Annotated in this window: 22 protein-coding genes; 9 read left to right on the forward strand and 13 right to left on the reverse strand. The window is 69.5% G+C overall.

The genetic code is table 11. The annotated features are described in order from the left end of the window. Window positions 1–32 precede the first annotated feature (32 nt). The 3 genes from AB0C19_RS09250 to AB0C19_RS09260 are packed head-to-tail and all read left to right on the forward strand — an operon-like array spanning window position 33 to window position 4,240. Complete coding sequence (locus tag AB0C19_RS09250; RefSeq protein ID WP_357181849.1) at window positions 33–2,453, forward strand: family 43 glycosylhydrolase; 2,421 nt, start codon at window positions 33–35, stop codon at window positions 2,451–2,453. A 27-nt stretch (window positions 2,454–2,480) separates the two neighbouring features. Next, the gene (locus AB0C19_RS09255) at window positions 2,481–3,113 is read left to right on the forward strand and encodes a hypothetical protein (protein WP_357181852.1); all 633 of its coding nucleotides are present in this window, start codon (window positions 2,481–2,483) and stop codon (window positions 3,111–3,113) included. Window positions 3,114–3,172: 59 nt separating this feature from the next. After that, window positions 3,173–4,240, forward strand: a complete 1,068-nt coding sequence (locus tag AB0C19_RS09260) for a hypothetical protein (protein WP_357181855.1) — start codon at window positions 3,173–3,175, stop codon at window positions 4,238–4,240. A gap of 61 nt (window positions 4,241–4,301) precedes the next feature. On the opposite strand, the gene AB0C19_RS09265 is transcribed toward AB0C19_RS09260, so the two are convergent. Further along, window positions 4,302–5,615 carry a hypothetical protein gene (locus tag AB0C19_RS09265; protein WP_357181858.1) on the reverse strand — a complete coding sequence of 438 codons (1,314 nt, stop codon included), beginning with the start codon at window positions 5,613–5,615 and terminating at the stop codon, window positions 4,302–4,304. Between the two features lie 415 nt (window positions 5,616–6,030). Here AB0C19_RS09265 and AB0C19_RS09270 point away from each other — a divergent pair, with 415 nt between their 5' ends. Continuing rightward, window positions 6,031–7,590, forward strand: a complete 1,560-nt coding sequence (locus AB0C19_RS09270) for a pectate lyase (RefSeq protein WP_357181861.1) — start codon at window positions 6,031–6,033, stop codon at window positions 7,588–7,590. A gap of 52 nt (window positions 7,591–7,642) precedes the next feature. Here the strand turns inward: AB0C19_RS09270 and AB0C19_RS09275 are convergent, their stop codons facing one another. The 5 genes from AB0C19_RS09275 to AB0C19_RS09295 form a co-directional block, all read right to left on the reverse strand. Continuing rightward, window positions 7,643–8,953 carry a radical SAM protein gene (locus AB0C19_RS09275; protein WP_357181864.1) on the reverse strand — a complete coding sequence of 437 codons (1,311 nt, stop codon included), beginning with the start codon at window positions 8,951–8,953 and terminating at the stop codon, window positions 7,643–7,645. 61 nt (window positions 8,954–9,014) lie between these two features. After that, on the reverse strand, window positions 9,015–9,419 hold the full coding sequence (gene sodN, locus AB0C19_RS09280) for a superoxide dismutase, Ni (protein WP_357182395.1): 405 nt from the start codon (window positions 9,417–9,419) through the stop codon (window positions 9,015–9,017). A gap of 111 nt (window positions 9,420–9,530) precedes the next feature. After that, the gene (locus tag AB0C19_RS09285) at window positions 9,531–10,331 is read right to left on the reverse strand and encodes an inositol monophosphatase family protein (protein ID WP_357181867.1); all 801 of its coding nucleotides are present in this window, start codon (window positions 10,329–10,331) and stop codon (window positions 9,531–9,533) included. Between the two features lie 70 nt (window positions 10,332–10,401). Next, the gene (locus tag AB0C19_RS09290; RefSeq protein WP_357181870.1) at window positions 10,402–10,917 is read right to left on the reverse strand and encodes a hypothetical protein; all 516 of its coding nucleotides are present in this window, start codon (window positions 10,915–10,917) and stop codon (window positions 10,402–10,404) included. Between the two features lie 119 nt (window positions 10,918–11,036). Further along, window positions 11,037–11,483: a hypothetical protein gene (locus tag AB0C19_RS09295; RefSeq protein ID WP_357181873.1), complete on the reverse strand. Its 447-nt coding sequence runs from the start codon at window positions 11,481–11,483 to the stop codon at window positions 11,037–11,039. Between the two features lie 208 nt (window positions 11,484–11,691). Between AB0C19_RS09295 and AB0C19_RS09300 the strand changes: the two genes are divergently transcribed. The 3 genes from AB0C19_RS09300 (at window position 11,692) to AB0C19_RS09310 (ending at window position 13,806) form a co-directional block, all read left to right on the forward strand. Further along, window positions 11,692–12,453: a GNAT family N-acetyltransferase gene (locus AB0C19_RS09300; RefSeq protein ID WP_357181876.1), complete on the forward strand. Its 762-nt coding sequence runs from the start codon at window positions 11,692–11,694 to the stop codon at window positions 12,451–12,453. A gap of 44 nt (window positions 12,454–12,497) precedes the next feature. After that, the gene (locus tag AB0C19_RS09305) at window positions 12,498–13,220 is read left to right on the forward strand and encodes a tetratricopeptide repeat protein (RefSeq protein ID WP_357181879.1); all 723 of its coding nucleotides are present in this window, start codon (window positions 12,498–12,500) and stop codon (window positions 13,218–13,220) included. 118 nt (window positions 13,221–13,338) lie between these two features. Then, window positions 13,339–13,806, forward strand: a complete 468-nt coding sequence (locus AB0C19_RS09310) for a hypothetical protein (RefSeq protein WP_357181882.1) — start codon at window positions 13,339–13,341, stop codon at window positions 13,804–13,806. 94 nt (window positions 13,807–13,900) lie between these two features. On the opposite strand, the gene AB0C19_RS09315 is transcribed toward AB0C19_RS09310, so the two are convergent. The 3 genes from AB0C19_RS09315 to AB0C19_RS09325 are packed head-to-tail and all read right to left on the reverse strand — an operon-like array spanning window position 13,901 to window position 16,700. Continuing rightward, window positions 13,901–14,602 (reverse strand): NAD(P)-binding domain-containing protein, encoded by a 702-nt coding sequence (locus tag AB0C19_RS09315; RefSeq protein ID WP_357181885.1) that lies wholly within the window; start codon window positions 14,600–14,602, stop codon window positions 13,901–13,903. A 27-nt stretch (window positions 14,603–14,629) separates the two neighbouring features. After that, on the reverse strand, window positions 14,630–15,658 hold the full coding sequence (locus AB0C19_RS09320; protein ID WP_238686411.1) for an LLM class flavin-dependent oxidoreductase: 1,029 nt from the start codon (window positions 15,656–15,658) through the stop codon (window positions 14,630–14,632). Then, a complete protein-coding gene (locus tag AB0C19_RS09325; protein WP_357181889.1) occupies window positions 15,651–16,700 on the reverse strand; it encodes an LLM class flavin-dependent oxidoreductase in 1,050 nt (349 codons plus the stop codon). Before AB0C19_RS09325 ends, AB0C19_RS09320 begins: the two co-directional genes overlap by 8 nt. 109 nt (window positions 16,701–16,809) lie before the next feature. Between AB0C19_RS09325 and AB0C19_RS09330 the strand changes: the two genes are divergently transcribed. Beyond that, the gene (locus tag AB0C19_RS09330; protein ID WP_357181892.1) at window positions 16,810–17,301 is read left to right on the forward strand and encodes a MarR family transcriptional regulator; all 492 of its coding nucleotides are present in this window, start codon (window positions 16,810–16,812) and stop codon (window positions 17,299–17,301) included. Between the two features lie 16 nt (window positions 17,302–17,317). On the opposite strand, the gene AB0C19_RS09335 is transcribed toward AB0C19_RS09330, so the two are convergent. After that, window positions 17,318–19,750, reverse strand: a complete 2,433-nt coding sequence (locus AB0C19_RS09335; RefSeq protein WP_357181895.1) for a DUF4132 domain-containing protein — start codon at window positions 19,748–19,750, stop codon at window positions 17,318–17,320. Window position 19,751: 1 nt separating this feature from the next. Then, window positions 19,752–20,144, reverse strand: a complete 393-nt coding sequence (locus tag AB0C19_RS09340; RefSeq protein ID WP_357181898.1) for a hypothetical protein — start codon at window positions 20,142–20,144, stop codon at window positions 19,752–19,754. 307 nt (window positions 20,145–20,451) lie between these two features. Here AB0C19_RS09340 and AB0C19_RS09345 point away from each other — a divergent pair, with 307 nt between their 5' ends. Continuing rightward, entirely contained in the window at window positions 20,452–22,332 is a 1,881-nt protein-coding gene (locus AB0C19_RS09345; RefSeq protein WP_357182397.1) for an ABC transporter ATP-binding protein, read from the forward strand. A gap of 85 nt (window positions 22,333–22,417) precedes the next feature. On the opposite strand, the gene AB0C19_RS09350 is transcribed toward AB0C19_RS09345, so the two are convergent. Together AB0C19_RS09350 and AB0C19_RS09355 are read right to left on the reverse strand one after the other, a co-directional pair. After that, window positions 22,418–22,927, reverse strand: a complete 510-nt coding sequence (locus AB0C19_RS09350; protein ID WP_357181901.1) for a nitroreductase/quinone reductase family protein — start codon at window positions 22,925–22,927, stop codon at window positions 22,418–22,420. A gap of 39 nt (window positions 22,928–22,966) precedes the next feature. After that, on the reverse strand, window positions 22,967–25,570 hold the full coding sequence (locus tag AB0C19_RS09355; RefSeq protein ID WP_357181904.1) for a hypothetical protein: 2,604 nt from the start codon (window positions 25,568–25,570) through the stop codon (window positions 22,967–22,969). Window positions 25,571–25,653: the final 83 nt, after the last annotated feature.

Here is a 25,653-nt window from a genome sequence, read left to right on the forward strand (position 1 = left end):
GACCGCACGTCAGAGATGAAGGAGGATGTCTCGTGGAACAACGAATGCGACGGGCGACCCGAGGACGGGTCGCAGCGCTCGCGACGGTCGGCCTGATGCTGGCCACGGGGTTCGTCGCCCCGGCGTCGCCGGTCCAGGCCGCCGACACGAACCTCGTCGTCAACGGCGGGTTCGAGGACGGCCTGGCCAGCTGGTTCGTGAACAACGGAAACGCCACCGACGGCGCCCAGTTGTCGGCCACGTCGGACGCCTACTCCGGCGCGAACGCCGCGCTGGTCACCAGTCGGACGACCACCGGCTCCGGCCCGATGCAGGACCTCAGCGGCAAGGTGCAGGCCGGTCAGGCCTACACCCTGACGGCCCGCATCAAGTACGAGAACGAGAGCGGACCGGCCACGAAGCAGTTCTTCGCCACCATGCACTACGGCGGTGGCACCTACACCAACCTGGTCAGCGTGACGGCGACGAAGGGCCAGTGGGCGCAGTTCAACGGCACTTTCACGATCCCGACGACGCAGAGCGTGTCGACGGCGCGCCTGTTCTTCGAGACCCCCTGGACGAGCACGCCGTCCACCGACCCGGCCCTGCACCTGATGGACTTCAAGCTCGACGACGTCTCAGTGGTCGGCGCCGCGCCGCCCGCGCCCGCGTCGAAGACCATCGAGGTCGTCGGCAAGCTGCCCGGGGAACACAACCCGTTGATCGGGCACAAGTTCGGCGCTGACGGTTTCGGCCTCGTGCACGACGGCCGGGTCTACATGTACATGACCAACGACACCCAGGGCTACGCCCCGAACCCGACCACCGGCGTCTCGCCGGGGATCAACTACGGCGACATCAACCAGATCACGGTGATCTCCTCGGAGGACCTCGTGAACTGGACGGACCACGGTGAGATCCAGGTCGCCGGCCCGAACGGGGTGGCACCGTTCACCGCCAACTCGTGGGCTCCGGGCATCACCAAGAAGGTGGTGAACGGGGTGGAGAAGTTCTTCCTCTACTACGCCAACGGCGGTGGCTCCAGCAACGTGATCACGGGTGCGTCGCCGCTCGGCCCGTGGACCAGCGAGCGCACCAGCACGCTGATCGACGGTCGTACCCCCGGCGCCGAGGCCGTCGCGTGGAAGTTCGATCCGGCCCCGTTCGTCGACGACGACGGCCAGCCGTACCTCTACTTCGGTGGCGGCCCCGCGTCGACGAGCATGCCGCCGGCCGAGCGCTTCAACAACCCGAAGAACATCCGGTCGATCGAGCTCGGCGACGACATGGTGTCGACCGAGGGAACGGCCGCTGTGGTCGACGCCCCGGTCGCCTTCGAGGCGGGCCACGTCTTCAAGCGCCAGGGCAAGTACTACTTCTCGTACTCGTCGCACTTCGGCGGGAACGACTTCGGTGGCAGCCAGCAGCCGCTCCCCGGTTACCCCGGGGGTGGCCAGATCGGCTACATGATCTCCGACGGGCCGATGTCGTGGCCGAAGGAGACCTACGCCGGTGTGCTCTTCCCGAACCAGTCGCAGTTCTTCGGGGCCGGTACCGGTGGCAACAACCACCAGTCGGTGTTCGAGTTCGGCGGCAAGTACTACTTCACGTACCACGCCCCGACTCTGAACAAGCGCATCAACGGCAACACCACCCAGGGGTACCGCAGCCCGCACATCCAGGAACTGACCTTCAACCCGGACGGCACCATCCAGCAGGTCGTCGGCACCTACGCCGGTGTGGACCAGGTCCGCGACTTCGACCCGTACCGCGTCTTCGAGGCCGAGACCTTCGGCTGGAGCAAGGGCGTCGCGACCACGAAGGTCGACGGCAGCTCCGCCCAGTTCGGTGCCGCGGCACCCAACCTCGTGGTCCGCGACATCGACAACGGCGACTGGACGGCGCTGTCCTCGGTGAACTTCGGGGACAACGGCGCGCAGAGCCTGACGGCGCGGGTGCGTGCGCTCGCCGCCGGCGGGCAGATCCAGGTCCGGCTGGACGACGTCAACGGTCCCGTCGTCGGTACGGCCACTGTGGACAGTGCCGTCGGCCAATGGGCCGAGGTGACCGCCGAGCTCGACGGTGTCAGCGGCGTGCACGACGTCTACTTCACCTACACCGGCCCGACCGGCGTCGACCTCTTCGAGATCGACAACTGGGCCTTCGCGGCGGCCAGCCTCGACCTGCCGGTCACGCTCACCGCGTCCGCGCGGTGCGTGGGCGGCAACGCGTACGTGGCGGTGCAGGCGCGCAACGACCACGACGCGCCCGTGGGCATCACCCTCGAGACGCCGTACGGCGAGCGGTCGTTCACTGCCGTCGCGCCGGGCGCGAACGCCTACCAGTCCTTCAACACCCGTGCCGTGTCGGTGTCGGCGGGTTCGGCGACGGTCCGGGTGACCGGGGCGATCGGTGGACACGACGTGACGACAGTCCGCACCGTGCAACACCCCGCCGGCACCTGCGGCGGATAACCCCTGATGGCGGAGAACGGAGATCACATGAACACATACAAACGGCGGCAGACACTCGCGGCTGGCATCGTCGGCGCCGTGCTGACCGGGGCGGCGGTGCTGCCGTCGCCCGCACTGGCCGAACCCGGCGACGACGCCAGCGTGCGGGTCACCGTCGACATCGACGAGATCAGGGAACCGGGCGTGCTCGCCCTGTCGATCGCCGGCGACGCCGTCGCGCTGTTCGAGGACGGCTCGACCCTGCTGGTTCGCCAGTTCGTCGGCACGCTGCCGACGGTGACGGTCACCGACACCCGCGTCGCCGACGAGGTACCCGACGGCGCCAACTGGGCGGTGCTCGGCAGCGCCACCGACTTCGCCGGCGGGGCCGGCCAGGCGCCGATCACCGCCGACCACCTCGGCTGGAAGCCGCGCCTGCTCGACGGCGGGGAGACCGGCCTGGTCACCGAGGGTGAGGAGGTGGTGACCAGCCTGGACGAGCCGACCCAGCCGGGCAACAATGTCGGCCTCGTCGACCAGGAGCTGTTGGTCTCGGCCTTCGACTCCGAGGCCGTCGCCAGCGACTCGTACTCGGTCAACGCCGACCTCTACCTGCGGACCCCCGCGGAGGTCGCCGCCGGCGAGTACAGCTCCACGCTCACGCTCTCACTGTTCGAGTAGTGGCCTGGGCGGGGGCCCGGACCGGGCCCTCGCCCAGCCCCGTGCCGAAGGGCCGTTTCATGACCGTCACCCCGCTGCGCCGGGCGCTCGTGGTCCTCGCCGTCGCGTCCCTCGCGGTTGCGGCCGCGCCGAGCGCGGCGGCGGCGGAGCCGGACCCGAAGGCCCTGACCTGGACGGTCCAACCGGCCACCGCGACCGGGCCGGACCAACGCCGATGGATCAACGCCAGCCTCGACCCGGGGCAGGCGGTGACCGAACACCTGGCGGTACGGAACTTCAGCCGCACCGCCGTCGCCTTCTCCCTGAAGGCCGCCGACGGCTATCTCACCGACAAGGGCCGCTTCAACATGCTGTCGTCCGACCGTCCCTCGGTCGACGGCGGCACCTGGATCGACGTGCAGGAGAAGGTCACCGTCGGTCCCAACGAGACACGGGTGGTGCCGTTCACGATCACGGTGCCCGAGGGCGCCACACCGGGCGACCACCCGGCCGGCATCGCCGCGACAGTCACCAGCACCGGCGGCACTGTCAACGTCGAGAGCCGCGTCGGTTTCCGGGTGATGCTGCGGGTGAACGGCTCCGCGCAGGCGGCTTTGGCCATCCGGGGCCTCGGCGCGACGTACTCCCCGTCGTGGAACCCCTTCGCCGGTGGCAGGGTGCGGGTCCGCTACACAGTCGAGAACGACGGCAACGTCTGGGTCAGCGGAACGAGTCGGGTGGCGATGTCCGACCTCCTGGGCCGGAGCAGCCACGACGCCACCAGCGGCGTGGAGGAGTTGCTGCCCGGCGGTGCTCGGACGGTGGAGACCCGGGCCGACGGCGTCTGGGCCCTGGGGCGCCTCCGTACGACAGTCAGCACGTCGCCGACGCTGCTCGGTGACGGCCAGGCCGGGGCCGCACTCCGACCGGCCTCCGCCACCGTCACCACCTGGGTCGTGCCGTGGGCGCAGCTCGCACTGTTGGGTCTGCTCGCCGGCCTGCTCCTGGGGCTGCGGGCGGCGGCCCGGCACCGGCGTCGTCGGCTGGCCGGGCTGCTGGCCCGCGCGAGGCAGGAGGGCCGGCAGTCCGTGCTCGTCGGGAGCGCGCCCGCTGCTGCCGAGTCCGACGCGGGCGACGCCCGCCGATAGCCCGTCGGCGCGAGGAAATCGCGCTGCCGGATCGCGGCGAGGCGTCGCCCGGTCCGCGGCCTCAGGGCTTGGACCGGCCCAGCAGCCAGCGCAGGATGCTGGCGTCCTCGTAGGTCGGCCCGAACGCCGCGTGGTAGTCCGGCAACGAGAACGCGGCGTCGGCGTACTCGGTGTAGCGCACCAGGTCGGCTGCCTGCTCCGGCGTCTTGCCCCGGGCGGCGTACGCCTGCCGCAGCACCGCTGTGGAGTTGCGCGCGCCCGAGACGTTGAGCAGGTGGTCGTGCTCGCCGTGCGTGATCCACACCGGCACCTCGGCCGCCGCGATGGCGGTCGCCTGGGTGGCGTTGACCGGGAAACCGCCGGTCACCAACCCGCCGGCGAACAGGTCGGGACGCTTGGCGAACGCCTCCCAGAGCAGCTGCGAGCCGTACGACACGGTGGTCGCGTACACCCGACGGGTGTCCACCGCGAACTGGCCGGCGAACTGGTCGAGCAGCTTGACCAGCAGGTCCGCCTCGGCGACCCCACCGACCCGCTGGTGCTGGGGCGCCAGGACGATGACGTCCTCGGCGGTGCCGGTCCACAGCGGTTGGAGCCACGCGGTCGCCGGGATGTCGGCGGCGAGTTGGACGCCGAGGTTGTCACCGTCCCAGCCCATGCCGTGACCGGGCAGGACGACCATCAGTGGGTATTTGCGGCCCGGCTGGTAGTTCTTCGGCAGGTGGTAGTGGTACGGCAGCACCATTCCGCCACTCAGGAACGAGCCGTAGGTGAACTCGTCGACCAGTTCGTTGACCGGCTTCTCCGTGACGGGACGGGATTCACGTGGGGTGGCGCGGGCGAGCACCGGCCCCTTGCCGGCCCCGCGGCCGGGCTGGCCGTGCACGTCCTTGCGTTGCACGACTCGGGTCGGCAGCTCGGGGTTGACCTTCACCGTGCAGAGGAAGGTCGGGCACTTCGAGACGATGACCGTCGAGCCGCCGGTGTCGGCGGGGTCGAGTTCGACGATGACGTACCGGCCCGGCGCCGATCGGTGGTCGGCACGGGTGCCCGGTGTTCCGTTGGTGTAGGTGTGGGTGACGGTCCGGTCGGCGAGCTTCGGCAGGTCCTCGATGGGGTTGAAGCGGAAGTTGTAGATGGTGTCCGTCACCGAGAACGTCGCGGTGTCGAGGGTGCGCGGGTTGACAGTGGCCCCGTACTCGATCGCCACCGCCGAGACCTTCTGGCCGTAGGTGTAGACGGTGGTGATCGGGGTGATGCTGCGGATTCCGTCGGTGGCGCCCCGGCTGTCGCTCGCGCTGCCGTACGCCGTGCCGGAGGCGCCGGCCAGGACGAGGGTGGCGGCGAGCGGGATCAGTCCTCTTCGCAGTCTCATGCGTGTCCTTTCTCGGGGGTGGAGCTCTCAGCCAGCGATCCCGCCCGGGGACCGGGAGTGGGACGGGTCGGAGCGAGCCGGTCGCTAAACTGATTTAGCAGAGCATCGATGGCGGGCCTGGCGGTGTCAATACCGAGCACTGCAACAAACCTGCAAGCGTCAGCTATTGCCTTCAGGGAAACCGCTTTCCTACGATTGCGTTACATCGATGTTCCATTTGATGGTCGGGCGAGCGATGGCACCGGGCGCACTCCGCTCGCACGACACAACCCTGCTTCCACCAGGGCACGAGAGACCTCGATGAACTCTTCGCGATTGACTGTCGCCAATTTCTGAATGACGTCCGTCGGTAGGTGTGGTCGCGATGTCCGTCGGGGCGAAGCCTGGAACGAGACGAATGCGAAGGTGAGGCGACATGAGACGACCAGTCGTGCTGCGACGTCAGGCGGTGTTGGCCGCGGCGGCTGCGGCGGCGATGGTGATCGCGGTCGGGGTGGTCCTACCGACCCCGCAGGCATCGGCGGCGGTCGGCAGCGCCACCGGCTACGCCACCCAGAACGGCGGGACCACCGGCGGTGCGGGCGGGCAGACGGTACGGGCCTCCACGGGCACTGCGATCCACGCCGCGCTGTGCGGTCGGACCAGCAGCAGCACTCCGATCACCATCGAGGTGACCGGGACCATCAATCACGGCAACACCAGCAAGGTGTCCGGGTCGAGCTGCAACACCGCCGCGGGCGTGATCGAACTCAAGCAGATCAGCAACGTCACCATCATCGGGGTCGGTAGCGCCGTCTTCGACCAGCTCGGCATCCACATCCGCGACTCCAGCAACATCATCATCCAGAACGTGACCATCCGGAACGTCAAGAAGTCGGGCTCGCCCACCTCCAACGGTGGGGACGCCATCGGCATGGAGAGCACGGTCCGCAACGTCTGGGTCGATCACGTCACATTGGAGGCGTCGGGCGGGGAGTCCGAGGGGTACGACGGCCTCTTCGACATGAAGGACAACACCCAGTACGTGACGCTGTCCTACAGCATCCTGCGCAACTCCGGTCGCGGCGGCCTGGTCGGGTCCAGCGAGAGCGACCTGTCGAACGGCTTCATCACGTACCACCACAACCTCTACGAGAACATCGACTCCCGGACGCCGCTGCTGCGCGGTGGGGTCGCCCACATCTACAACAACCACTACGTGAGCCTGCGCGAGTCCGGAATCAACTCCCGGGCCGGAGCCAGGGCCAAGGTGGAGAACAACTACTTCCGCAACTCCAAGGACGTCCTGGGGACCTTCTACACCAACGAGCGCGGCTACTGGCAGGTCGCCGGCAACGTCTTCGACAACGTGACCTGGTCCAGCGCCGGCAGCGAGAACTACCCCGCCGGCCCCAATCCGACCTCCACCACCACTGTCAGCATCCCGTACTCGTACAGCCTCGACGGGGCGAGCTGCGTGCCGGACATCGTCCGTCAGACGGTCGGCGCCAACACGGGCCTGAAGGTGTCCAACGGCAGTTGCTCGCCGCAGACCCCGCCGCCGACCACCCCGCCGCCGACCACGCCCCCGCCCACCACGCCCCCGCCCACGACGCCCCCGCCCACCGGCGGGACCAACCTCAGCCTCGGCGCCGGCGCCGACGGCTCCAGCAAGGCCAGCGGAACCAGCTACGGCAACGTGCGCGACGGCAACCTGAGCACCTACTGGTCGCCGGCCGGGTCGACCGGCACGATCTCGATCAAGTGGGGCTCCGCGACCCAGGTGTCCCGGGTGGTGATCCGCGAGCCGTCCGGCACTCAGGGCTCCATCGGGTCCTGGCAGCTGATCAACAACGACAACGGAGCCGTCCTGGCATCCGGCAGTGGGGCGGGTTCGATCACCTTCTCGGCCACCGCGATGAGCAAGATCAACTTCAAGATCAACAGCTCCAGCGGTACGCCACGGATCGGCGAGTTCGAGACGTACGCGAGCTAGGTGTTTGCGGGCGGGAGCGGCTCGGTCTGCCGCCCCCGCCCGCGGGCGCCCATCACGAATCCGTGGTCGGCAGGGTGTCCATGAAGGAGCTGACCGAGAAGACCGCTCGCCCCGGCCCGGCGGGGCCGTACCCGGGCGGGGTGGACAGACCGTGGGCGTCCATTGTCGCCCGGTAGGCCTCCAGCAGGCGGACGTGGTATTCGAGCGGCGCGCCCTGCGGGTTCGTCCGGCCCAGCGGTGTGGTGGGCTCCGGGCACCAGGTGGTGAAACGGGGCGTGATACCCCGGGACATGAAGTAGTCGAGCCCCTCGGTGGTGGAGACGATCGCCTCGTCGACGCTGGTGAAGCCGTGCGGGGCGGCCATCTCGACGCCCGCCACGAAGTTCGGGATCACGTTGCGCGGGCCGAACACCTCGGCCGAGTCGAGGATGCGCCGGTGCCACTCCTCCCGACCGACGTACCGCTCCTTGCCCGGGCAGTACAACTCGAACAACCGCTTGTCCCACACCTCGTAGTTGGGGTGGTAGATGCGGATGCCGTAGTCGTGGAACCGCTGCACATCGGCTCGGGGTAGCGCCTGTGCCACGACCTTGCCGATCCACCGTCCCGGAAACCGCTCCTCGATCGCCTGCGCGTACTGGCCGTAGAAGTCGGCCTCGGCCAGCCCGTTGACCTGGGAGGTGATGCTGCCGCCGGTCAGCGTGTACGCCTGCGACGCGCGATCGACGTCGTGCCGGTTGATGATCTCCAGGGCCTCAAGGACCTCGTCGACGGGCTTGACCCCGGTGTAGGGCCGGCCAGCCTGCTTGTGCTGCCGCCAGTTGTGGTTGATGTCGCAGTACTGGCACTCCTCCTTGGCGCCGAAGTACTGGCAGACCCGGAACGCGGTGAGGTAGATGAGATAGCCCCACTGGATCGTCGGGGCGACCTCCATCACCGACTTGCCGTTGCCGAGTGTGTGGCGGTAGTACGCCGGCATGGGGGGCAGCCCGACATCGGCGATCGGCCGTCCGTCCAGGAACAGGCGCAGTCGACCGTCGCTGTCGGTGCCGACGCGGTACGGCGAGCTGGGATTGGTGCGGACCGACACGACGGTACGACGCAGGTCGTACGGGCCCCCGGTGAGCACGATCTCCTCCGGTGGCCGGCGCAGCGCCGCCGTCCCCAACTCCGGCAGCGTCCGATGGTCGAAGGAGAAGATGAAGTACGACTTCGGCTTGACGTCGCCGTGCTCGTTGTCGGTCAGTGCCGCGTCGTCGAAGGCGAGGCCGCCCCGCAGCAGGTCCTCCTTGAGGATCGCCTCCCGCGGCACGTGTGGGAAACGGCCCATCAACTCTTCGACGAGGTCGGTGCGCGACGTCATGCGGTTCCTCCCGAACGCGGTACGCCGAACCGGGTGGCGGGTGCCACCCGGTGCCGGCTGATCAGCTCTGCTTGGTCTCCCAGAAGATCTTCGAGATCTCCTCGATCTTGCCGAGGAGCTGCTCGGCGACAGCCGGGTCCGCGGCGCCCTTCGCGCCGCCGGCACCTGCCAGCTTCGTCGCCTCGTTGAAGAGGCCGTGCAGCTGGGGGTAGTTCTCGAAGTGCGGCTGCTTGAAGTAGTCGGTCCACAACACCCAGAGGTGGTGCTTCACCAGTTCGGCGCGCTGCTCCTTGATGAGCAACGCGCGGGTGCGAAACTCCGGGTCGTCGCTGGCCTGGTACTTCTCGGAGATCGCCTTGACCGACTCGGCCTCGATGCGGGCCTGCGCCGGGTCGTAGACGCCACAGGGGAGGTCGCAGTGCGCGCTCGCGACGGTACGCGGGCGGAGAAGGCGGGACAGGAACATCGGAATCCCTTCGACGGTGGTGCTCGGCTGACGTACGGCCGGGCACTGTCGCCCGGACGTGATCATCTAGGGACGCTAGAACCTCAACCGCACTTCATGTCAAGGCCGGGTCTATCGCGAGCGCTGTTTCCGGATGAGCGTCAGCAGGGCGGCGTGCGTCCGCTCGTCCGCGGCCACGACGAGACCGTCCCCACCGGCGTGCAGCGGCTGGCCGTCGAGCCCGGTGACCACGCAGCCAGCCGCCTGACAGAGCGCGATTCCGGCAGCGAAGTGGACGCTGTTGCGCAGGTCGCGGCGGTCCGTCACATAGGCGGCGCGGCGACCGGCGGCGACCCAGGCCACGGCCAGGCTGGTGGAGACCACCCGGGGCCGGAACTGTTCGAGAAAGCCCTCGTCGGTGAGCATGCGGGCGGCCAGGAAGACGTCCCGGTTGGGGAAGGGAGGGTCGAGGTTCAGGTCGACAAGCGTTGACTCGGCCGACGGGACGAGTCGCTCGTCCGTCCCCGCGCCCCGGACGTACGCGGCGGTGCCGTCGGTCCAGAACACCTCTGCGGCGAACGGGTCCACCGAGGCCGCCACTGTGACGTCCGACCCGACCCGCAGCGCGACGTTGACCGAGGCCAGCATGGTCCGCGCGGCGAAGTTCAACGTTCCGCACAGCGGATCGACCAGCCAGGTGCGCCCGTTATCGCCGGTACCCGTCCGCCCGCTCTCCTCGGCCACCACGGCGTCGTCCGGACGCGCCGCCCGCAGGACGTCGAGGATGGCCTGCTCGGCCTCGACGTCGGCGGCGGTGGCGAAGTCGCCGGCGGTCTTCATGACGCGCGTCAGTGTTGAGCCGTACCGGGAGCGGACGACCGCGGCTCCAGCTTCCGCCGCCTCGATGGCCAGGGCCTGGTCTGTGATCGACATGCCCGAACCATAGGAGCCGTGGGCAACGTCGATGACAGCCCCCGCGCCCGGCCATGGGTCACCGGGCAGGTCAGTCCGACAGTTCGATGATCGGTGGTTGACTGACGACCGCCGTGATGATCATGGGAGCGTCGCCGTCACACTGGTTGACCGAGACCGCTACCCACCGACCCTCGGTCACCGTCGGCCCCCAGACCGTCAGGTCGCCGTAGCAGTCCAGGTCGCAGAGTGACTGGAACAGTGCCGGCATGGGTTCACCGGCCTGATGCCGAAACAGCGGCACCCGCATGGAGACCGTGCGGTGCGCGCCCCACCTCTGGTCCAACTCCGCCACGACGAGGGCCAGGTTCGCCTCGGCGGCCTCCTCGGCCTGGTTCCATTCGGCACCGTACACACCCGTCAGGGCGTCGCTCTCCCAGAGCGGAACGATCCGAAAGCCCTCGCCTCGGGTGCCCGTCCACTCGCCGGTGGCCGGATCTCCCTCGCTGACCGGTACGCCGCCAGTGGGCAGGTCCGTGGCGAGCACGGACTCGATGTCGGACACCGTCCGACCGCTGTCGAACACCTCACCGGCCCGGGCGGTCATCGGGCGACTCGTCGTACCGCCGGCGGCCCATACCGCATCGTCCGCACCACCTGTCTCCGTCGGCTACGGCCCTCGATCATCGCACCGTGAGCGAGCCGACGAGGGGGGGCGGGCGTCGGTCAGGAGACCGCCCTCCGCACCAGCTCGGTGATCTTCTTCTCCACGGCCGGGCTCCACTGCCGCAACGCGTACGCCACCGGCCAGAGATCGCCGTCGTCGAGGTTGGCCGGGTCCTGGAAGCCCAGAGTCGAGTACCGGTAGTTGAACTTGCCGGAGTCCTGGAAGAAGACGACGATCTTGCCGTCCTCCTTCGCGTAGGCGGGCATCCCGTACCAGGTCTTCGGCATCAGGCCCGGGGCGGCGGCGGTCACCGTCACGTGCACGCGCTCGGCGAGCGCGCGGTCCTCCGGCTCCATCTGCGCGATCCGGTCGAGGACCGCTTGCAGCCCGTCCGCCTTCTTGGCGCCCTTCTTGCCCTCGGCGCGCAGCTCGTCGGCGCGCTCCTTCATCGCGGCCCGCTCCTCGGGGCTGAAGCCGTCGGACACGGTAGTGGTCTTCGCGGACATTCTCGGGCTCCCTCTCGTCGTCCAGGTCGTCGTGCTGCCGTTCACCTGGGGAAAGGCTAGGCCGGACGGCCCTGTCGGGCTTCTCGATTCCTGATCGGTTCGGAGCCGGACAGCAGGTGGCGGTCCTCGTACCCGTGATTTGCTGGTCAGCGTGATCGGTGACTAGGTTGTCGACCGAAGCAGAACGACCGGTCTAGGGAGTCCCGTCATGAACATCACCGCCGATCGGATGGCGGCGGCGTACTTCGACGCCTTCGAGACGCTGTGCAGGGCGACTCCGAAGGGCGGGTACGCCGAGCGGGGCACCGCCCGCGCGGGGGTGACGCAGGCCGGCGTCGCGACGCTCAACGCCGCCTACGACAGGTCCACCGAGCCCGACCTCGGGTCGCTCGACGAGATGGCGACCGAGGTCGGCGGGCAGGCCCCGCAGTGGTCGATCATCGTCAGGGGCGAGGCGGACGACCGGGTCGCTGACCTCGCGGCCCGGCACGGCCTCCTCGAACGCGCCGAGCTGCCACTGCTGGCCTGCGCGGCGGACGACCTCACCTTCCGTGCCGGCTCGGCAGAGCGTCCCTCGGTGCGTCAGGTCGGTGCCGCCGAGAACGACCTCTACACCGACGCACTCACCCGGAGCTTCGAGGTTCCCGAGGGTCTCTTCGGCTCGCTGATGGGTGGTGCGGTGCTCGACGCCGAACCCATCACCGGCTACCTGGCCGAGGAGTCGGGCCGGCCCGTCGGCACCGGGCTCGGGATGCGGACCTCCGGGGTGGTCGGCGTGTTCAACATCGCCGTCGTTCCGTCCGCCCGGGGTCGTGGCCTGGGCCGGATGATCACCGAAACGGTTCTGCGGGACGGCATCGCGGCTGGCGCGGACGCCGCCTACCTGCACACCAGCGTGATGGGTCGGCCGCTCTACGAGTCGATGGGCTTCACGCTCGTGGAGACCTGGACCATGTTCCACGCGCGGTGACTGACGATGTCGACCGGGCGGTGTCAGGTATGGGGGAGAGAGTCATGACCTTCAGTGAGAGCGTGCGCTCGGCGTTTCGCCGAGGCGAGACCGACGCCGTGGTGCGGATGAGCGAGGCCGAGATCGAGCGGGCCCAGGCGGCCGGCGATCTGGCGGGCGAGGTGGAGGCCCGGTACAGCCTCGCCCGGGTCGCCATTCGCGGCGGTGACCTGCCGGGCGGAGAGGCACGGGCCCGGGAGGCTCTCGCGGTGGCGCTGCGCTCCGGCGACCGGGCCCTGGAGGAACGGCCGAGGCACGTGCTGGCCGGCGTCGCGAGGATGTCCGGTGACCTGCTCCGCGCTCGGGACCTGTACCGGGAGAGCATCGCGCTCAACGAGGCGCTCGGCCAACCCAAGACTGTCAACTCCGAATATCACAACCTCGCGTTCTGCGAGTTGGGGCTGGGCAACCTGGACGTGGCCCGGACACTGTTCGCCGAGAACCGCGAGCGGGTGTTCCACAACGGCTGGGCGGACTTCGTGCCGTACGTCTGCGTCGCCGGTGCCGCGCTCGCGACTGCCGAGGGGGAACACTCCCGCGCGGCGCGGATGATCGGTGTCGCGGACGCCGCGTTCGCGGCGCTCGGCCAGGTGCCGGACCCGGACGACGCCGCGGACCTCGCCCGGATGCGCGCCGCCGCGACCGAGGCGCTCGGCCCGACCGACTTCGACGAGCAGTACGCCGTGGGCCAGCACCTCGAACCGCGGGCGGCGTTCGGCAACGGCTGAACCGCGGGGAGTGTTGCCCGTCGTTCGACAGCGGTCTTCCAGCGTTCGGAACGAATCCGCACTGTTCCGTACACCCTGATGGCTTGTGGGGCTCGAGTGGCGATGATGGATTCGCCTCATGTCAGTCAAGAGAGCAACGCGACCAGCTTTCATCGTGGCCCTGGCGGCCCTCTTCGTCCTACTCGCCGGCGCACCGGCGGCGGCTACCATCGCGACGCCGGCCGGCTGGCCGCCCGACGTCGTGGACTGCGTCGACGCACCGGGCCCTTCCTCCAGCTCGTCGTCGCCAGCCCAAGCCTGCTTCCGGGCCTACGGTGACCAGATCTGGGTCTACGACCGCGACACGCCGTACGCGGCCATCGGGGAATGGCAGAACCAGCTCTACTACGGCGGAACCTGGCACAACTACCGCAGTGGCGACTGCCAGAACCTCGAAGGCGAGGGTGCCTGGGGAGTGTGCAACTACGACTTCTACGAGGACGGCACGACCCACCGCTACGAAGATCAAGGCAGTCGGGTGCGGTTCCGGGCCTGTGGCGCCTGGGGCTGCTCCGGATGGTCGCCCTGGTGGCGTAACAACAACTAGCTCCGGGGCACGATGACGATGATCGGGTCGGCGGGCGGGTTCGGAGACTCCCCGCGACCCGATCATCTCTGACCTGAGCGGCCCCAGGTGACGGCTACGACGCCGTGCGGGCAGCGGTGATGGTTCGTCCCCGCTCCGACTCTCCGAAGCGGTCGAGCATGGCGCGTACCTCGTCGGCGCTCACGTTGGCGCCGAACAACTCGCTGCCCGGTTCGAGGCGTACCCCCTCGGCCAGCGGGCCGGCGACGACCGGATCGAAGCCGAGCGCGTCCACCAGGGCCGCGACCTCGGTGAGGTCGGCGTTGTCGTCGCCGGCGACCGCGATGGCCTTGCGGCCTGTCGCCCCCGCCGGCCGGGCCTCGTCCTCCAGGTCGTGATAGCCCATGTGGTTGAACGCCTTCACGACGCGTGAGCCGGACAGGAACGCCTGGACGGTCTCGCTCGACGAGGTACGCGGGTTGGTGAGGTCGTCGCGAATGCCGTCGATCTCCCACCAGTAGTTCATGGCATCGACCACGAGCTTGCCGCGCAACGCCTCGGCGGGAACGCTGCGGTACTTGCCCAGTGGCAGGGCGAGGATGACGACGTCGGCGTCGGCCGCCGCGTCGACAGCCGTCGTGGCCTCGGCACCCGGGGCGAGGACCTCGACGGTCAGGGCGATCTTCGCCGGGTCGCCGGAGCCGGCCACCCGTACCCGGTAGCCGGCGGCGACGGCGAGCCGGGCCAGCACCGTGCCCACCTTGCCGGCCCCGAGGATGCCGAGGGTCGCCGGCTGGCTCCGGTCGTTGTCGTTCATGTCGTCCTCTCGCTGGGAAAGTGCTGATCAGGCCAGCAGTTCGCGGACCATGGGGATCACCTTCGAGCCGTAGAGTTCCACGGCGCGCATCCGGGCGCTGGCCGGTTGCGCTCCGGCCGAGTAGATGAGGTCGAACCGGCCGACGCCGAGGCTGCGGATCGCACGGGCCATCCGGCGGGCCACCGTCTCCGGTGAACCGATGTAGAGGGAGCCGTTCTCCACCTCGGAGTCGAACTCCTGACGGCGGATCGGTGGCCAGCCGCGCAGTTTGCCGATCCGGTCTCGCATGATCCGGTAGTGCGGCCAGTAGATCTCCTTGGCCTGCTCGTCGGTGTCGGCGATGAAGCCCGGCGAGTGCATGCCGACCGGGTGCGCGGTCGTACCGAGCTGGTCGGCGGCCCGCCGGTACAGGTCGATGTACGGCGCGAAGCGCTCGGGGGCGCCGCCGATGATGGCGAGCATGAGCGGCAGCCCGTACTGGGCGGTGCGGACGACCGACTGCGGCGAGCCACCCACACCGACCCAGGTGTCCAGGTGACCCGATTCGGTCTTCGGGAACACGTCGGCGTTCTCCAGCGGGGCACGCAGGGTGCCGCTCCAGGTGACCGGCTTCTCGTCCAGCAACTTGACGAACAGTTCGATCTTCTCCTCGAACAGCGTGTCGTAGTCGCGCAGGTCGTAGCCGAAGAGCGGGAACGACTCGGTGAACGAGCCGCGACCGAGGATGACCTCGGCTCGGCCGTTCGACAGGGCGTCCACTGTGGCGAAGCGCTGGAACACCCGTACCGGGTCGTCGGAACTCAGCACTGTCACGCCGGAGGCCAACCGGATCCGCGAGGTGCGGGTGGCGATTCCGGCCAGCACCGTCTCCGGTGTGGAGACCGAGTACTCCGGTCGGTGGTGCTCTCCCAGGGCGATGACGTCGACCCCGAGTTGGTCGGCGAGCACTGCCTCGTCGACGACCTGCCGGATCGCCGCCGCGTGGGAGACGAGCTTGCCGTTGTCGTCCTCCGGTACGTCGCCGAACGTGTCCAGGCCGAACAGCAGATCAGACATGGTTGGGCTCCTTAGCCAGCAGCTCCCGGACCCGCGGCGCGACCTCACTGCCCAGCAGTTGGATGGTGCGCGCGCGTGCCTCGCGGGGCAGGTGCATAATGTCGTACTTCAGGTCGAAGCGGCTCAGCCGCAGGTCGCGAGCGACAGTGGCGATCTTCTGCGCCACCGTTTCGGGCGAACCGACGAAGAGCGCTCCGTGGTCGATTTCGGCCTCGTAGCGCGCGCGGTCCGGTTTGTAGAAGCCGCGTTCGGCGGCCAGGGCCGCCACGACCGGCTGCCAGTATCGCCACCACGTCTCCACCGCCTCCTCGTCGGTGTCCGCGACAAGGCCGAGTGAGTGCTGCCCGATTGGCTGCAGGGTATGCCCGAATTGTTCGAGCGCCCTGGTGTAGAGGTCGACGTGGCCGGCGAATCGCTGGGGGCGCCCGCCGATGATCGCGAGCATGAGCGGAAGTCCGTGCCGGGCGGCGCGGATGACCGAGTTCGGGCTTCCCCCGACACCGATCCAGGTCGGGATGCCGCCCGGCTGCATCAGTGGGTGCAGCCGCTGCGCCGTCAGTGGGCTTCGTACCGTCCCGGACCAGGTGACCGGTTCGTCCTGCTGAAGCCGCAGGAAGAGGTCCAGCTTCTCCTCGAACAACCGCTCGTAGTCGGCCAGGTCGTAACCGAACAGCGGGAACGACTCGGTAGCCGATGCGCGTCCGAGGACGATCTGGGCGCGGCCGTCGGAGACGGCGTCGAGGGTGGAGAACTCGTGGTAGAGCCGTACCGGGTCGTTGGTGCTGAGCACTGTGACCGAGGTGCCGAGGCGAATTCGCTCGGTCGCCGTCGCTACCGCGGCGAGGAGCACTGGTGTCGCCGAGTCGTTGTGGCCCTCGCGGTAGTGCTCACCGACGCTGAACACGTCGAGTCCGGCCGACTCGGCGAGCCGTGCCTCGTCCACGAGTAGCCGTACGGTCTCGGCGTCGCTCAGAACCCGGTCGCCGTCGGTGGCCACCTCCCCGAACGAGTTGAGCCCCAGCTCGAAGTCTGCAGCTGCCATCGTCTCCTCCTCGGTGCAATCCGCCGGCGACCCGCGGGAGCGGACCTACCGGTTGACGTGTCAATGATGCTAACTTAGCGATTGACACGTCAATTCCCGGGAGAGTGAGATGACGGAGGCCACACCAGGCCGGCGGGGCGGACGCCAACTCCCGACCGCCGACGAGCTGCGAATCTGGCGGGACTTCATCGAGACGACGGCAGCGCTCGGCTCCCGGCTCGAGTCCCGACTACAGGGCGACTCCTCGCTCTCGACCGGCGACTACGCAGTGCTCCTCGCCCTCAGCGAGGCGGAGGGCGAGTCGATGCGGTCGTCCGAACTCGCCTCGCACATCGGGTGGGAGCGGAGCAGGCTCTCCCACCATCTCGGGCGGATGGAGCGGCGCGGCCTCATCCGCCGCCAGGAGTGCGCCACGGTTCCCCGCGGGGCGGAGGTGCTGCTCACGGCGGCCGGCACCGAGGCGTTCAGGGGAGCCACCTTTCCCCACCTGCGCGCCATCCGGGAGCTCTTCGTCGACGCCCTCACGCCGGAGCAGATCGTCGCGGCGGGCGAGATCGCCACGGCGCTGCGAGCGCAGCTCGACGTCCTGGGCAAGGACTGATCACCGGGCTTTCCGCTCATCTGGCGAGCTGCCCGAGCACAGTGGTGTCGGTGATCGTGTCGTCGGCGGCCAGCATGAACGCCTTGGACAGGATCGTCGACAACATGGGGTCGTCGTCGAAGGGCAGGTGCAGCCGGCCCGTGCGGTCGCGCGCCGCGACGATGCAGAGATAGGCGTCGTCGGGCTCCATCATGATGTTGCCGGAACCGAGGTGGATCCGGTAACTGCGGATGGTGCCGCGGACATGTAGATACCGCTCGGAGAGGCGCACCCGATCGGCGATGTTCGTGCGGGGCAGCAGCCGAGCCAGTGCGTCCCTACGCACCTGCGCCGACGGGGTCAGCTCAGCGATGGCAGTGCTGTGCCAGTAGGCGTGGAAGCGATCCTCGCCGCGATCGGCCCACTGCGGGTCACTGGCGATCGAGGTGACGCCGACGAACAGGTCCACGTCACGCATCGCCTCGCTGAACACCAGCGGTGGCACCTCGACGACCGGCGTCGGTTGCCAGGTCGCGCCGTCGCGTCGGGCGAAGCGCACCTGGTCGGTGGAGCAGAACTCGACCTCGTAGCGGCGCTCATCAGTGTTGGCGACCAGTTGGTGGTGGAACGACGCCCGCCACATGCCACCACCGAAAGGCTTGGTGGCCTCGCTCTCGTAGCCGCCGTCCCAGGTGCCGAGGTATCCGGCCTGCCAGCCCCGGGCGCGGATCAGCGCGTTCGCCTGCCGGTAGCGCAGGATGTGGGCGGCGAACCGATTGGAATAGGTGTGCGTCCGCTCCTCGGCGGGAGTGAGCAGGTAGACCTCTCGGAAGGCCTGCTTGAACGGCTGCGTCAGACCGGCGGCGAGGACGTGCTCCCGCCAGGCGAAAACCTCGTCCGTCGTCGCGCGGACGGGATGCCAGAGCCGGACCTTGTCGCCGGGGACGGCTCGACCCTCCAGGTCGGCGATCGTCCAACCGCCGCTGTCGCGTCGGGGCAGGCCCGCCGTCCACCGGTGGCCGTCGGTGCTGGTCTCCCACACCAACCGCCGCCCGTAGGTAGCGGTGATCGGGTGTTCGAGGTATCGGACCGACCAGTCCGAGTACGACCAGGTGCGCTCCTCGGACAGCAGCCCTTCCACCCGCTGGCGCTCGCCGCTGAGCGTCGCGACAACGCGTTTGGCGAGGTCACGCAGTTGCTGGAGTTCCGAGCCGTACGCCTGCTTCACCGCTGCCGGAACGCCCTTGAGCGGGACGGCGTCACGGGCGAAGGTCAGGCGCGCCTTCTCGCCGATCACCTCGACCGCCGCCTCGTACGGCCCGACCCGTGTGCACACTCGACCGTCTTTGCCGAGCCCGTGGTCGTCGACGGCAAGCTCCATCACCTCGTTGAGCGACCACCCGCGCAGCGCCCCGAGGTTGGCAAGTGCGGTCTGGACGCGGCTCTGCACCGCCTTGTTCCGGACCGTTACCGCCAGCCTCGCCAGCGTGCGTACCGGCGCCTCGCCGTCGCGTCCCGCGAGCAGTTGAACGGCCGCCACCGCCGTCCTCTGCGCATGGGGGAAGCCCGGCGCCTGTCGTGGTGCCGCCGCCGCTGCGGCGGTGACCCGCGCCAACAGGTCCGTCGCCCGTTTGTCCGGCTGGCGCGACAGCGCCCAGACCAGGCCGCGGAGGAGGCGGTCGGTGTCTTCATGCAGGGGTAGACCGTAGGCGGCGAATGCTTCCAGGATCGATTGCACGGCTGCGGTGCCGCCCGGTGTGCCGGCGAGAAGGTCGTCGACGCGGCGCTGCCACCTCGCTGGCGCTGTCGGCTTCTCCAGTGCGGCGCAGTGCGCCAGCAACTCCGGTACGCCCGGCGCGGCGAGGACGTCACCCAGCTCGGCGCGGGCGAGCGGCCCGAACCCGTCTCCGTCGTGGAGCAGCCAGGACGGCACGGCTCTGCCGGTGGCGCGATCGAGGCACGCACCGATCAGGTGGAAGGCGCGTCGTCGAGGCTCCGCTGCGACGAAGTGGTCACCGACCAGTTCGCTGACGAGGGCGTCGAGGGCGGGCACCAGGTCGGCCACCTCGGCCGGCGAGAGACGCGCGGCGATCACGGCCGGTAGCTCCAGGTGCGCCCCGTTGTCGTAGGACTCTCCGCGCGCGCAGACCTCCAGGCACCAGACGAGGTCCTCCCGCGTCCACTGCAGGTCGCCGTCGGCGAGGCTCCGCACCACATCGTTGAGCGCGGTGGGAGTCGAACTGGTCGCCGACTCCAGGTGCATGGCCAGGGCGGCGCTCCGGCGCAGCTCCACGGGCCACGTCTCGACCGCGCTCCACTCCGGCACGTTGGTCACCGAGAACCGCCAGTGGTACGTGTGGGCGGCGTGCAGAACAGCCCTGATTCGAGCGTCGGCCTCGGTGAGACCGCGCTCCACCTGACGTCGGTCCACATCGCTCAGGGCGGGAAGGAGCCCTGCCCAGTCGGCCATGTCAGCCACCCACCAGCGGAACGAGCCGTACGAACGCCACGTCCGGGTCGGCGAGCAGGTCGATCTCCTCGTCGAGGTCATCGATCTGGCGGTGCCCGACCAGCAGCAGGAAACCGTTGCGGGCGAAGGCCTTGCAGGCGGCATCCGCCTGCTGCTCCCAGTCGAGCCGCCGGCCCGAGGTGACCCGGTAGCCGTTCAGGGTGGCCTCCGTGTCGGTTGGCTGAACCAACCCCCGGAAGTGCTCGGGCTGCTGGGCGTTGAACCGGGCGACCTCCTCGCGGACCCGCAGCCGGACCAGCTCCCGAGCGGAGATGCGCTCCGGCAGCCCGGTCAACGGCCAGTGGTCGATGGCTTTCCCTGTCGCTGTCTCGTCCCGAACGATCGCCGTGGCCATGCCGCCATGCTCCTTGCTGTGAGGTGAGCGCGATCATGGCACGGGCGTCTGACGCGATGGAGTAGCGCCGAATCCGGCCACCAGGTCATCCATGACAGTCGGTGATCGGTCAATTGCTAAGGGCCATGGTCGGGTGGTCCAATCCTCCAGGAACCCGCCAATCCGCCTGCCCTGGCTGAGACGGCGACGGCTGCCGCCCCCGGGAGGTACGACCATGATCGAGACCGCCACCGCAGAGGCCCGCCGCGTGCGACCGGGTCATCCGGGCCCTGGGCGTACGGAGTCGGTGCTGCCGGAGCTGCGGGAGATGTGGTGGGAGACGGGGGTGCGGGCACGGGCGGAGGCCGGCCTCTTCGCCGTCTTCGCGGAACTGCCCAGGCTGGTCCGGACGGCCCTCGGCATCAGTTGGCGCGCGGACCGGCTCCGTACCGGTGTGGTGGCCGCCGCCACTGTCGGCGCGGGCGTGATGGCCGCCTTCGGCCTGCTGGCCACCCAGCGGGTGTTGGTGGAACTGTTCGCCGGTGGACCGACCGCGGACAAGGTGCGGGCGGCGCTGCCCGCGCTGGCCGTGCTGGCGGCGACTGTCGCGCTCCGCGCGGGGATGGGCATCGCCACCGGGTACGCGCAGAACGGCTTGACACCCCGGGTGAGCCGTGAGGTGGAGCGGGGCCTGTTCGAGGTGTCCACAGCGGTCCGGTTGGAGGCGTTCGACGCCGACGCGTTCGCCGATGACATGGAACGCGCCTCGCGCGGCACCGAGTCGACGATCGCGCTGGTGCAGGCGTCGATGAACCTGCTCGCCGGGCTGGCCGGGCTGCTCGCCGTTGCGGCTGCCGTCATCGTCATCCATCCGCTGCTGCTGCTGGCACTGCTGGTCGCCACGGTTCCCAACGCGTGGGCGTCGCTGCGGGCCGGTCACCTGCGCTACCAGACGTACAACGCCGGGTCGGTGCGTCGGCGTCGACTGTGGCTGCTGCACAAGCTGATGGCCGAACGTGCCTCGGCCCCGGAGTTGCGCTCCTACGGGCTGCGCCGGTTCCTGCTCGACCAGTACGACCGGGTGATGCAGGTGGAGACCGACATCCAGCTCGCCCTCGCCCGACGGGTCACCACTACCACCACTGTCGGAGCCATCGTCGGCGGTCTCGCGACCGGCACCGTCTACGCCCTGCTCGGGTTGCTGCTCCTGGACGGGCAGATCCCGCTCGCCGCCGCGGCGACCTGCGTCATCGCGGTGCAGTCCGCGCAGCGGTCGCTGTCCATCGCCACCTTCCAGGTCGACCACGTCTACACCCAGGGGCAGCACTTCGGCGACTACACCGGTTTCATGACCCGCGCCGACGCCTACCTACCGACCAGCACCGGACCCGTTGCGGCGGCCGATCCTGACCGGCTGCGGGAGTTGACAGTCAACGAGGTGAGCCTGCGCTACCCCGATCGGGACGACTCCGCCGTCGACGGCGTCACGTTGACGATCACGGCCGGCCAGACTGTCGCGTTCGTCGGGGAGAACGGCTCGGGCAAGACGACCCTCGCCGCGATGATCGCCGGCCTTCGCGCCCCTACCGAGGGCAGCATCGAGTGGAACGGCCGCCCGTTGTCGGACTGGAACGTCGACGGGCTGCGCGCCCGGATCGCTGTGGTGACGCAGGAATACCACAAGTGGCCGTTCACAGCGGCCACGAACATCGCCATCGGCGACGTCGACAGCGAGGCCCAACAGGACCGCATCGAGGCCGCCGCCGGCCGTGCCGTCGCCCACGACATGATCAACGAACTTCCACACGGGTACGAGACGCTGCTCGACCGGACCTTCGCGCGAGGCCAGGACCTCTCCGGCGGGCAGTGGCAGCGCATCACAGCGGCTCGCGGGTTCCTGCGCGACGCCGAACTGCTGATCATGGACGAGCCGTCCTCCGCGCTCGACCCCCGCGCCGAGGACGCCCTGTTCCAGACCATCCGGGATCGGAGAGGTAGTGCCACCACGATCCTCATCACGCATCGGCTCGCCAACGTCCGGCACGCCGACCGGATCTTCGTCCTGCACCACGGCCGGCTCGTCGAGGCCGGCACACACGCCGACCTCGTTGCCACCGGCGGCCGGTACGCCGAACTGTTCGCCCTCCAGGCCGCCGGCTACGACGCGAACCTGGCCGAGGGCCACCGGCACAACCCGACCTCCCGTTGAGGACTCGCGCTGGCGGCCTCGGCGCGCGAGCTAGCCGCGCCGTTGTCGGCGCGATCGTCCTGGTCGTGAACTTCGGCCTGGGTCGCTACCTCGCGTTCGGCCGTTGACCTGACGTTGGGGAGTCACCCTCCGATCTGGGCTCCAGCACCACCACTGTGGTCTCCGAGAGGCGCCGCACCGCGTGGGCGTCGAAGTTCTTGTCGGCCTCGCGCCAGCGTGGCCACAGTCGCGACCGCTCGTCGTCGGTGGCGGCGCGACCGCGCACCAGCCGCCGCCCGTCGGCCAGCTCGACTGACGCGTCCGGGTTGGCCTGGAGGTTGAGCCACCAGGCCGGGGCGCCTTCGCCCCACCCGTTCATCGCCACCCCGGCCAGGTTGGGGCCATCCTCGAAGTACGCGATGATGACGCTGCGCTGCTGACCGGTGCGGCGACCGATAGTGGTCAGCCGCAGCGTGCCCCACCGGTGCTCGCGCGGTCGCCACAGCCCCACTCTGCTGCCGGTGACCCGGTACAGGCCCCGGTGCACCGACCAGGCCAGCCGGATGAACCACCGCGGCGGAAGCCACGGCGCCTTCGTTGCCTGACCGTCCGACATGGTGAACCTCCCGTAGCGACGGATGATGATGGGTTGGCATTACCTGTGACGTGCGGCGTACGCCGCGAAGTGATCGGCCCAGCGGCGGGTGACGACCTCGGCGGGCTCGAGCCACTGGGTTGGTTGGGCGGGCAGTGGTAGGCCGACCGACTCCAGGAAGCACTCGACCGGGATCATCGAACGGGGTCGCGACGTCAGCCGGCTGAGCTCGTCTCGTAGTCGCTCCAGACGGTCGCGGTCGCGGTCGATCAGTGCGGTGCAGGACTCGGCAAGTCCGTAGCGGTAACCGATCTCGCCCATCGACGCCTCGTCCAGGGTTCGTAGCCGGTCGATGGCCAGCGCGATGTCCGTCGGTGCCGAGTGCCCCAGCAGGACAGTGGTCAGCAGCGCCGAGCGGGTAGCTACCAGGTGGCCGGACAGGTCGGCCTGCTCGGCGAAGTCGAGCATCTCGTCGGCGCTCACATCGCCGCGGAAGAACGCCCGCCGCATCAGCAGTGTGCCGACCTCTTCCAGGTACTCCCGCTGGCGACCGGCGCCGCGCAGCTTCGCCATGTTGTCGGGGACCTCGGCGAAGTAGCGTTCCGGCCGGCCATGGGCATACTCGGCCACCCTTGTGATGTGGCTCCGCACCGGGAGCCCGTGCGCGGCCTGGTCGGCATCTGTGAAACGTCGCGCCAGGCTCAGCACCTGTGGACGCTGCCCCAGGTGCAGTGGCGTGGGCTTACGTGCGACCAGCTCGTCGAAGACGGCGAGCGCCTCGTCCCAACGCTGGCGCAGCCGCAGGGTGTAGCCCAGATGCCGGCCCGCGGGCGTCCAGAGCGGGTGATCGGAGTCGAAGATCTCGCGGAGCAGACTGAGCCGCTCGTCCACGGGCGTCTCGATGGACTTGGCCGCGATGAAGTTCAGGACCAGGCGGCCGTACTCGGTGCGGCTCGCGGCCGGCACCCGGGACCGTAGGCCCTGCACCGAAGGACTGAACACGATCGCGCGTGACAACCAGTCCGCGTAGTTCTCGCTCGGAGCTGGCTCCAGCGTCGTGCTCTGCTCGCACACCAGCACTACCGCGACACCGATCAGGTCCAGGACCTCGCGATTGTCCTCACGATCCTTGGCATCGTCATGCAGACGTCGGACTGTCGCGGCGGCCCGGCCGGCGGCCAGTTCCCAGTCGCGCTCGGCCCAGCCGCCGGAGATCTGGTGGTCGGACCGGCGGATCGCCTCCCGGACGGCGTCGTGTATCCGGTACGGGAAGCGGTCGCCGTGGTGGTGGTCGATCATCGGACGCCGAACGGCCCGCTCGGCGCACCCGTGGTCGACGTCCGCCGCGGCCGCCATCAGGTGCGTGTCGAAGACCCGGAACAGGCACGCGGCCCGGATGGCCCGTTGCTCGTCGGCCGGAACGTCGTCGAGGATGCGCATCACCAGCGAACCGAGGGAGCCCGTGACGTCCTGGGCCTTCACCTGGCGTCCAACCCCGGCATCCTTGATCGAGATGGCGACCTGCCGGGCCAGTTCCAGATACTGCGGCAGCCCCGCCGACGATCGGACGAGGTGCTCGACGACGTCGTCGCTCATCGGCAGGTCGAGTCGGGTACGTCCGCGCAGGATCAGCGCCCGGGTGTCCGAGGGGGAGAGGTTGCCCACGAGATGCTGCCGGGGATTGTCCGAGGCTCCCGGCACGAGCCCCGGCCAGGTCCAGGCACCGCGGTGCGGAAGGTCGACGCGGCTCTCGTCGTACCAGTCCAGCAGATCGCGCCCGGTCAGCACGAACAACACGTTCGGCATGCAGTGGATCAGCCGGTTGAGGTGCCCCTCCGAGACCCGTCGCGGGTCCAGGGCGAGCCGCTCGGTCGTGTCGACGAACACCGCCACCAGGGGCGACGGAACGATCTGGGCCAGCTCCCACGACAGAGCCGCGGCGAGTTCGCAGGCCAGGGCCGGTCGAGGCTCGGTGGGGCTCGGCTCGTCGGCGCAGCGGAGCAGGAAATCCTCGAAGCCCGGGAACCCGTCGACGGCGAGCCGCAGATCACGTCGGCGCCGAAGTACGCCGACGACCTTCCGGACACCACGCACTCCGAGTGAGACGGCCGTGCCACCGGCGAGGTCCGCCAGCGAGCCGAGGTCTTTGAGCACCTCGCCCGCCGTCTCCGCCACGGAGTTCTCCAGCTCGTCCCGCCCCCGGAAGCGTGGCAGCGGCTCACCGGGACGGAGGGCCGACCAGTAGGCGGTGAACGCCAGGTCGAAGACCGGCCAGCGGCGGCGGATGCCGGCCGCACCGGCCCGCAACGCGAGCAGTGCGGCCGGAAGGTCCATTCGACCGGCAGAGCCGTGCAGGTCGATGCGGGCCGTCGCGTCGACGGTGGTGGCCGGAGGTGGACCCCAGCCGTTGACGAGCGGGAGATCGTGACGGACCCAGGCCTCCAACCGTTCCGAGAGCGCGGTCTTGCCGATGCCGCCCAGGCCGTAGAAGGTCAGTACGTTGTGGCGGGCGACCCCGACCTCGTCGTCGCTGTCGAGCAGCTGGCGAAAACGGGTCAGTGTCGACTTGAACGCCTGGGACTCGCTCTCCCGGTCGGTGAACAGCTCGCCGGCGTGCGGTGGACCGTCGCGGTGCTCGCCACTGCCCGGGGGAGAAACCTTCATCAGCCGCCACATCCAGGTCGTCGACGTCACTGTGGACCGAGATCCTCTAGTCTCCGGGCGCGAGGGCGGCTCGGGTCCAGGTG

This window comes from Micromonospora sp. NPDC048842 (genome assembly GCF_040649935.1).
GTDB lineage: Bacteria > Actinomycetota > Actinomycetes > Mycobacteriales > Micromonosporaceae > Micromonospora > Micromonospora hortensis.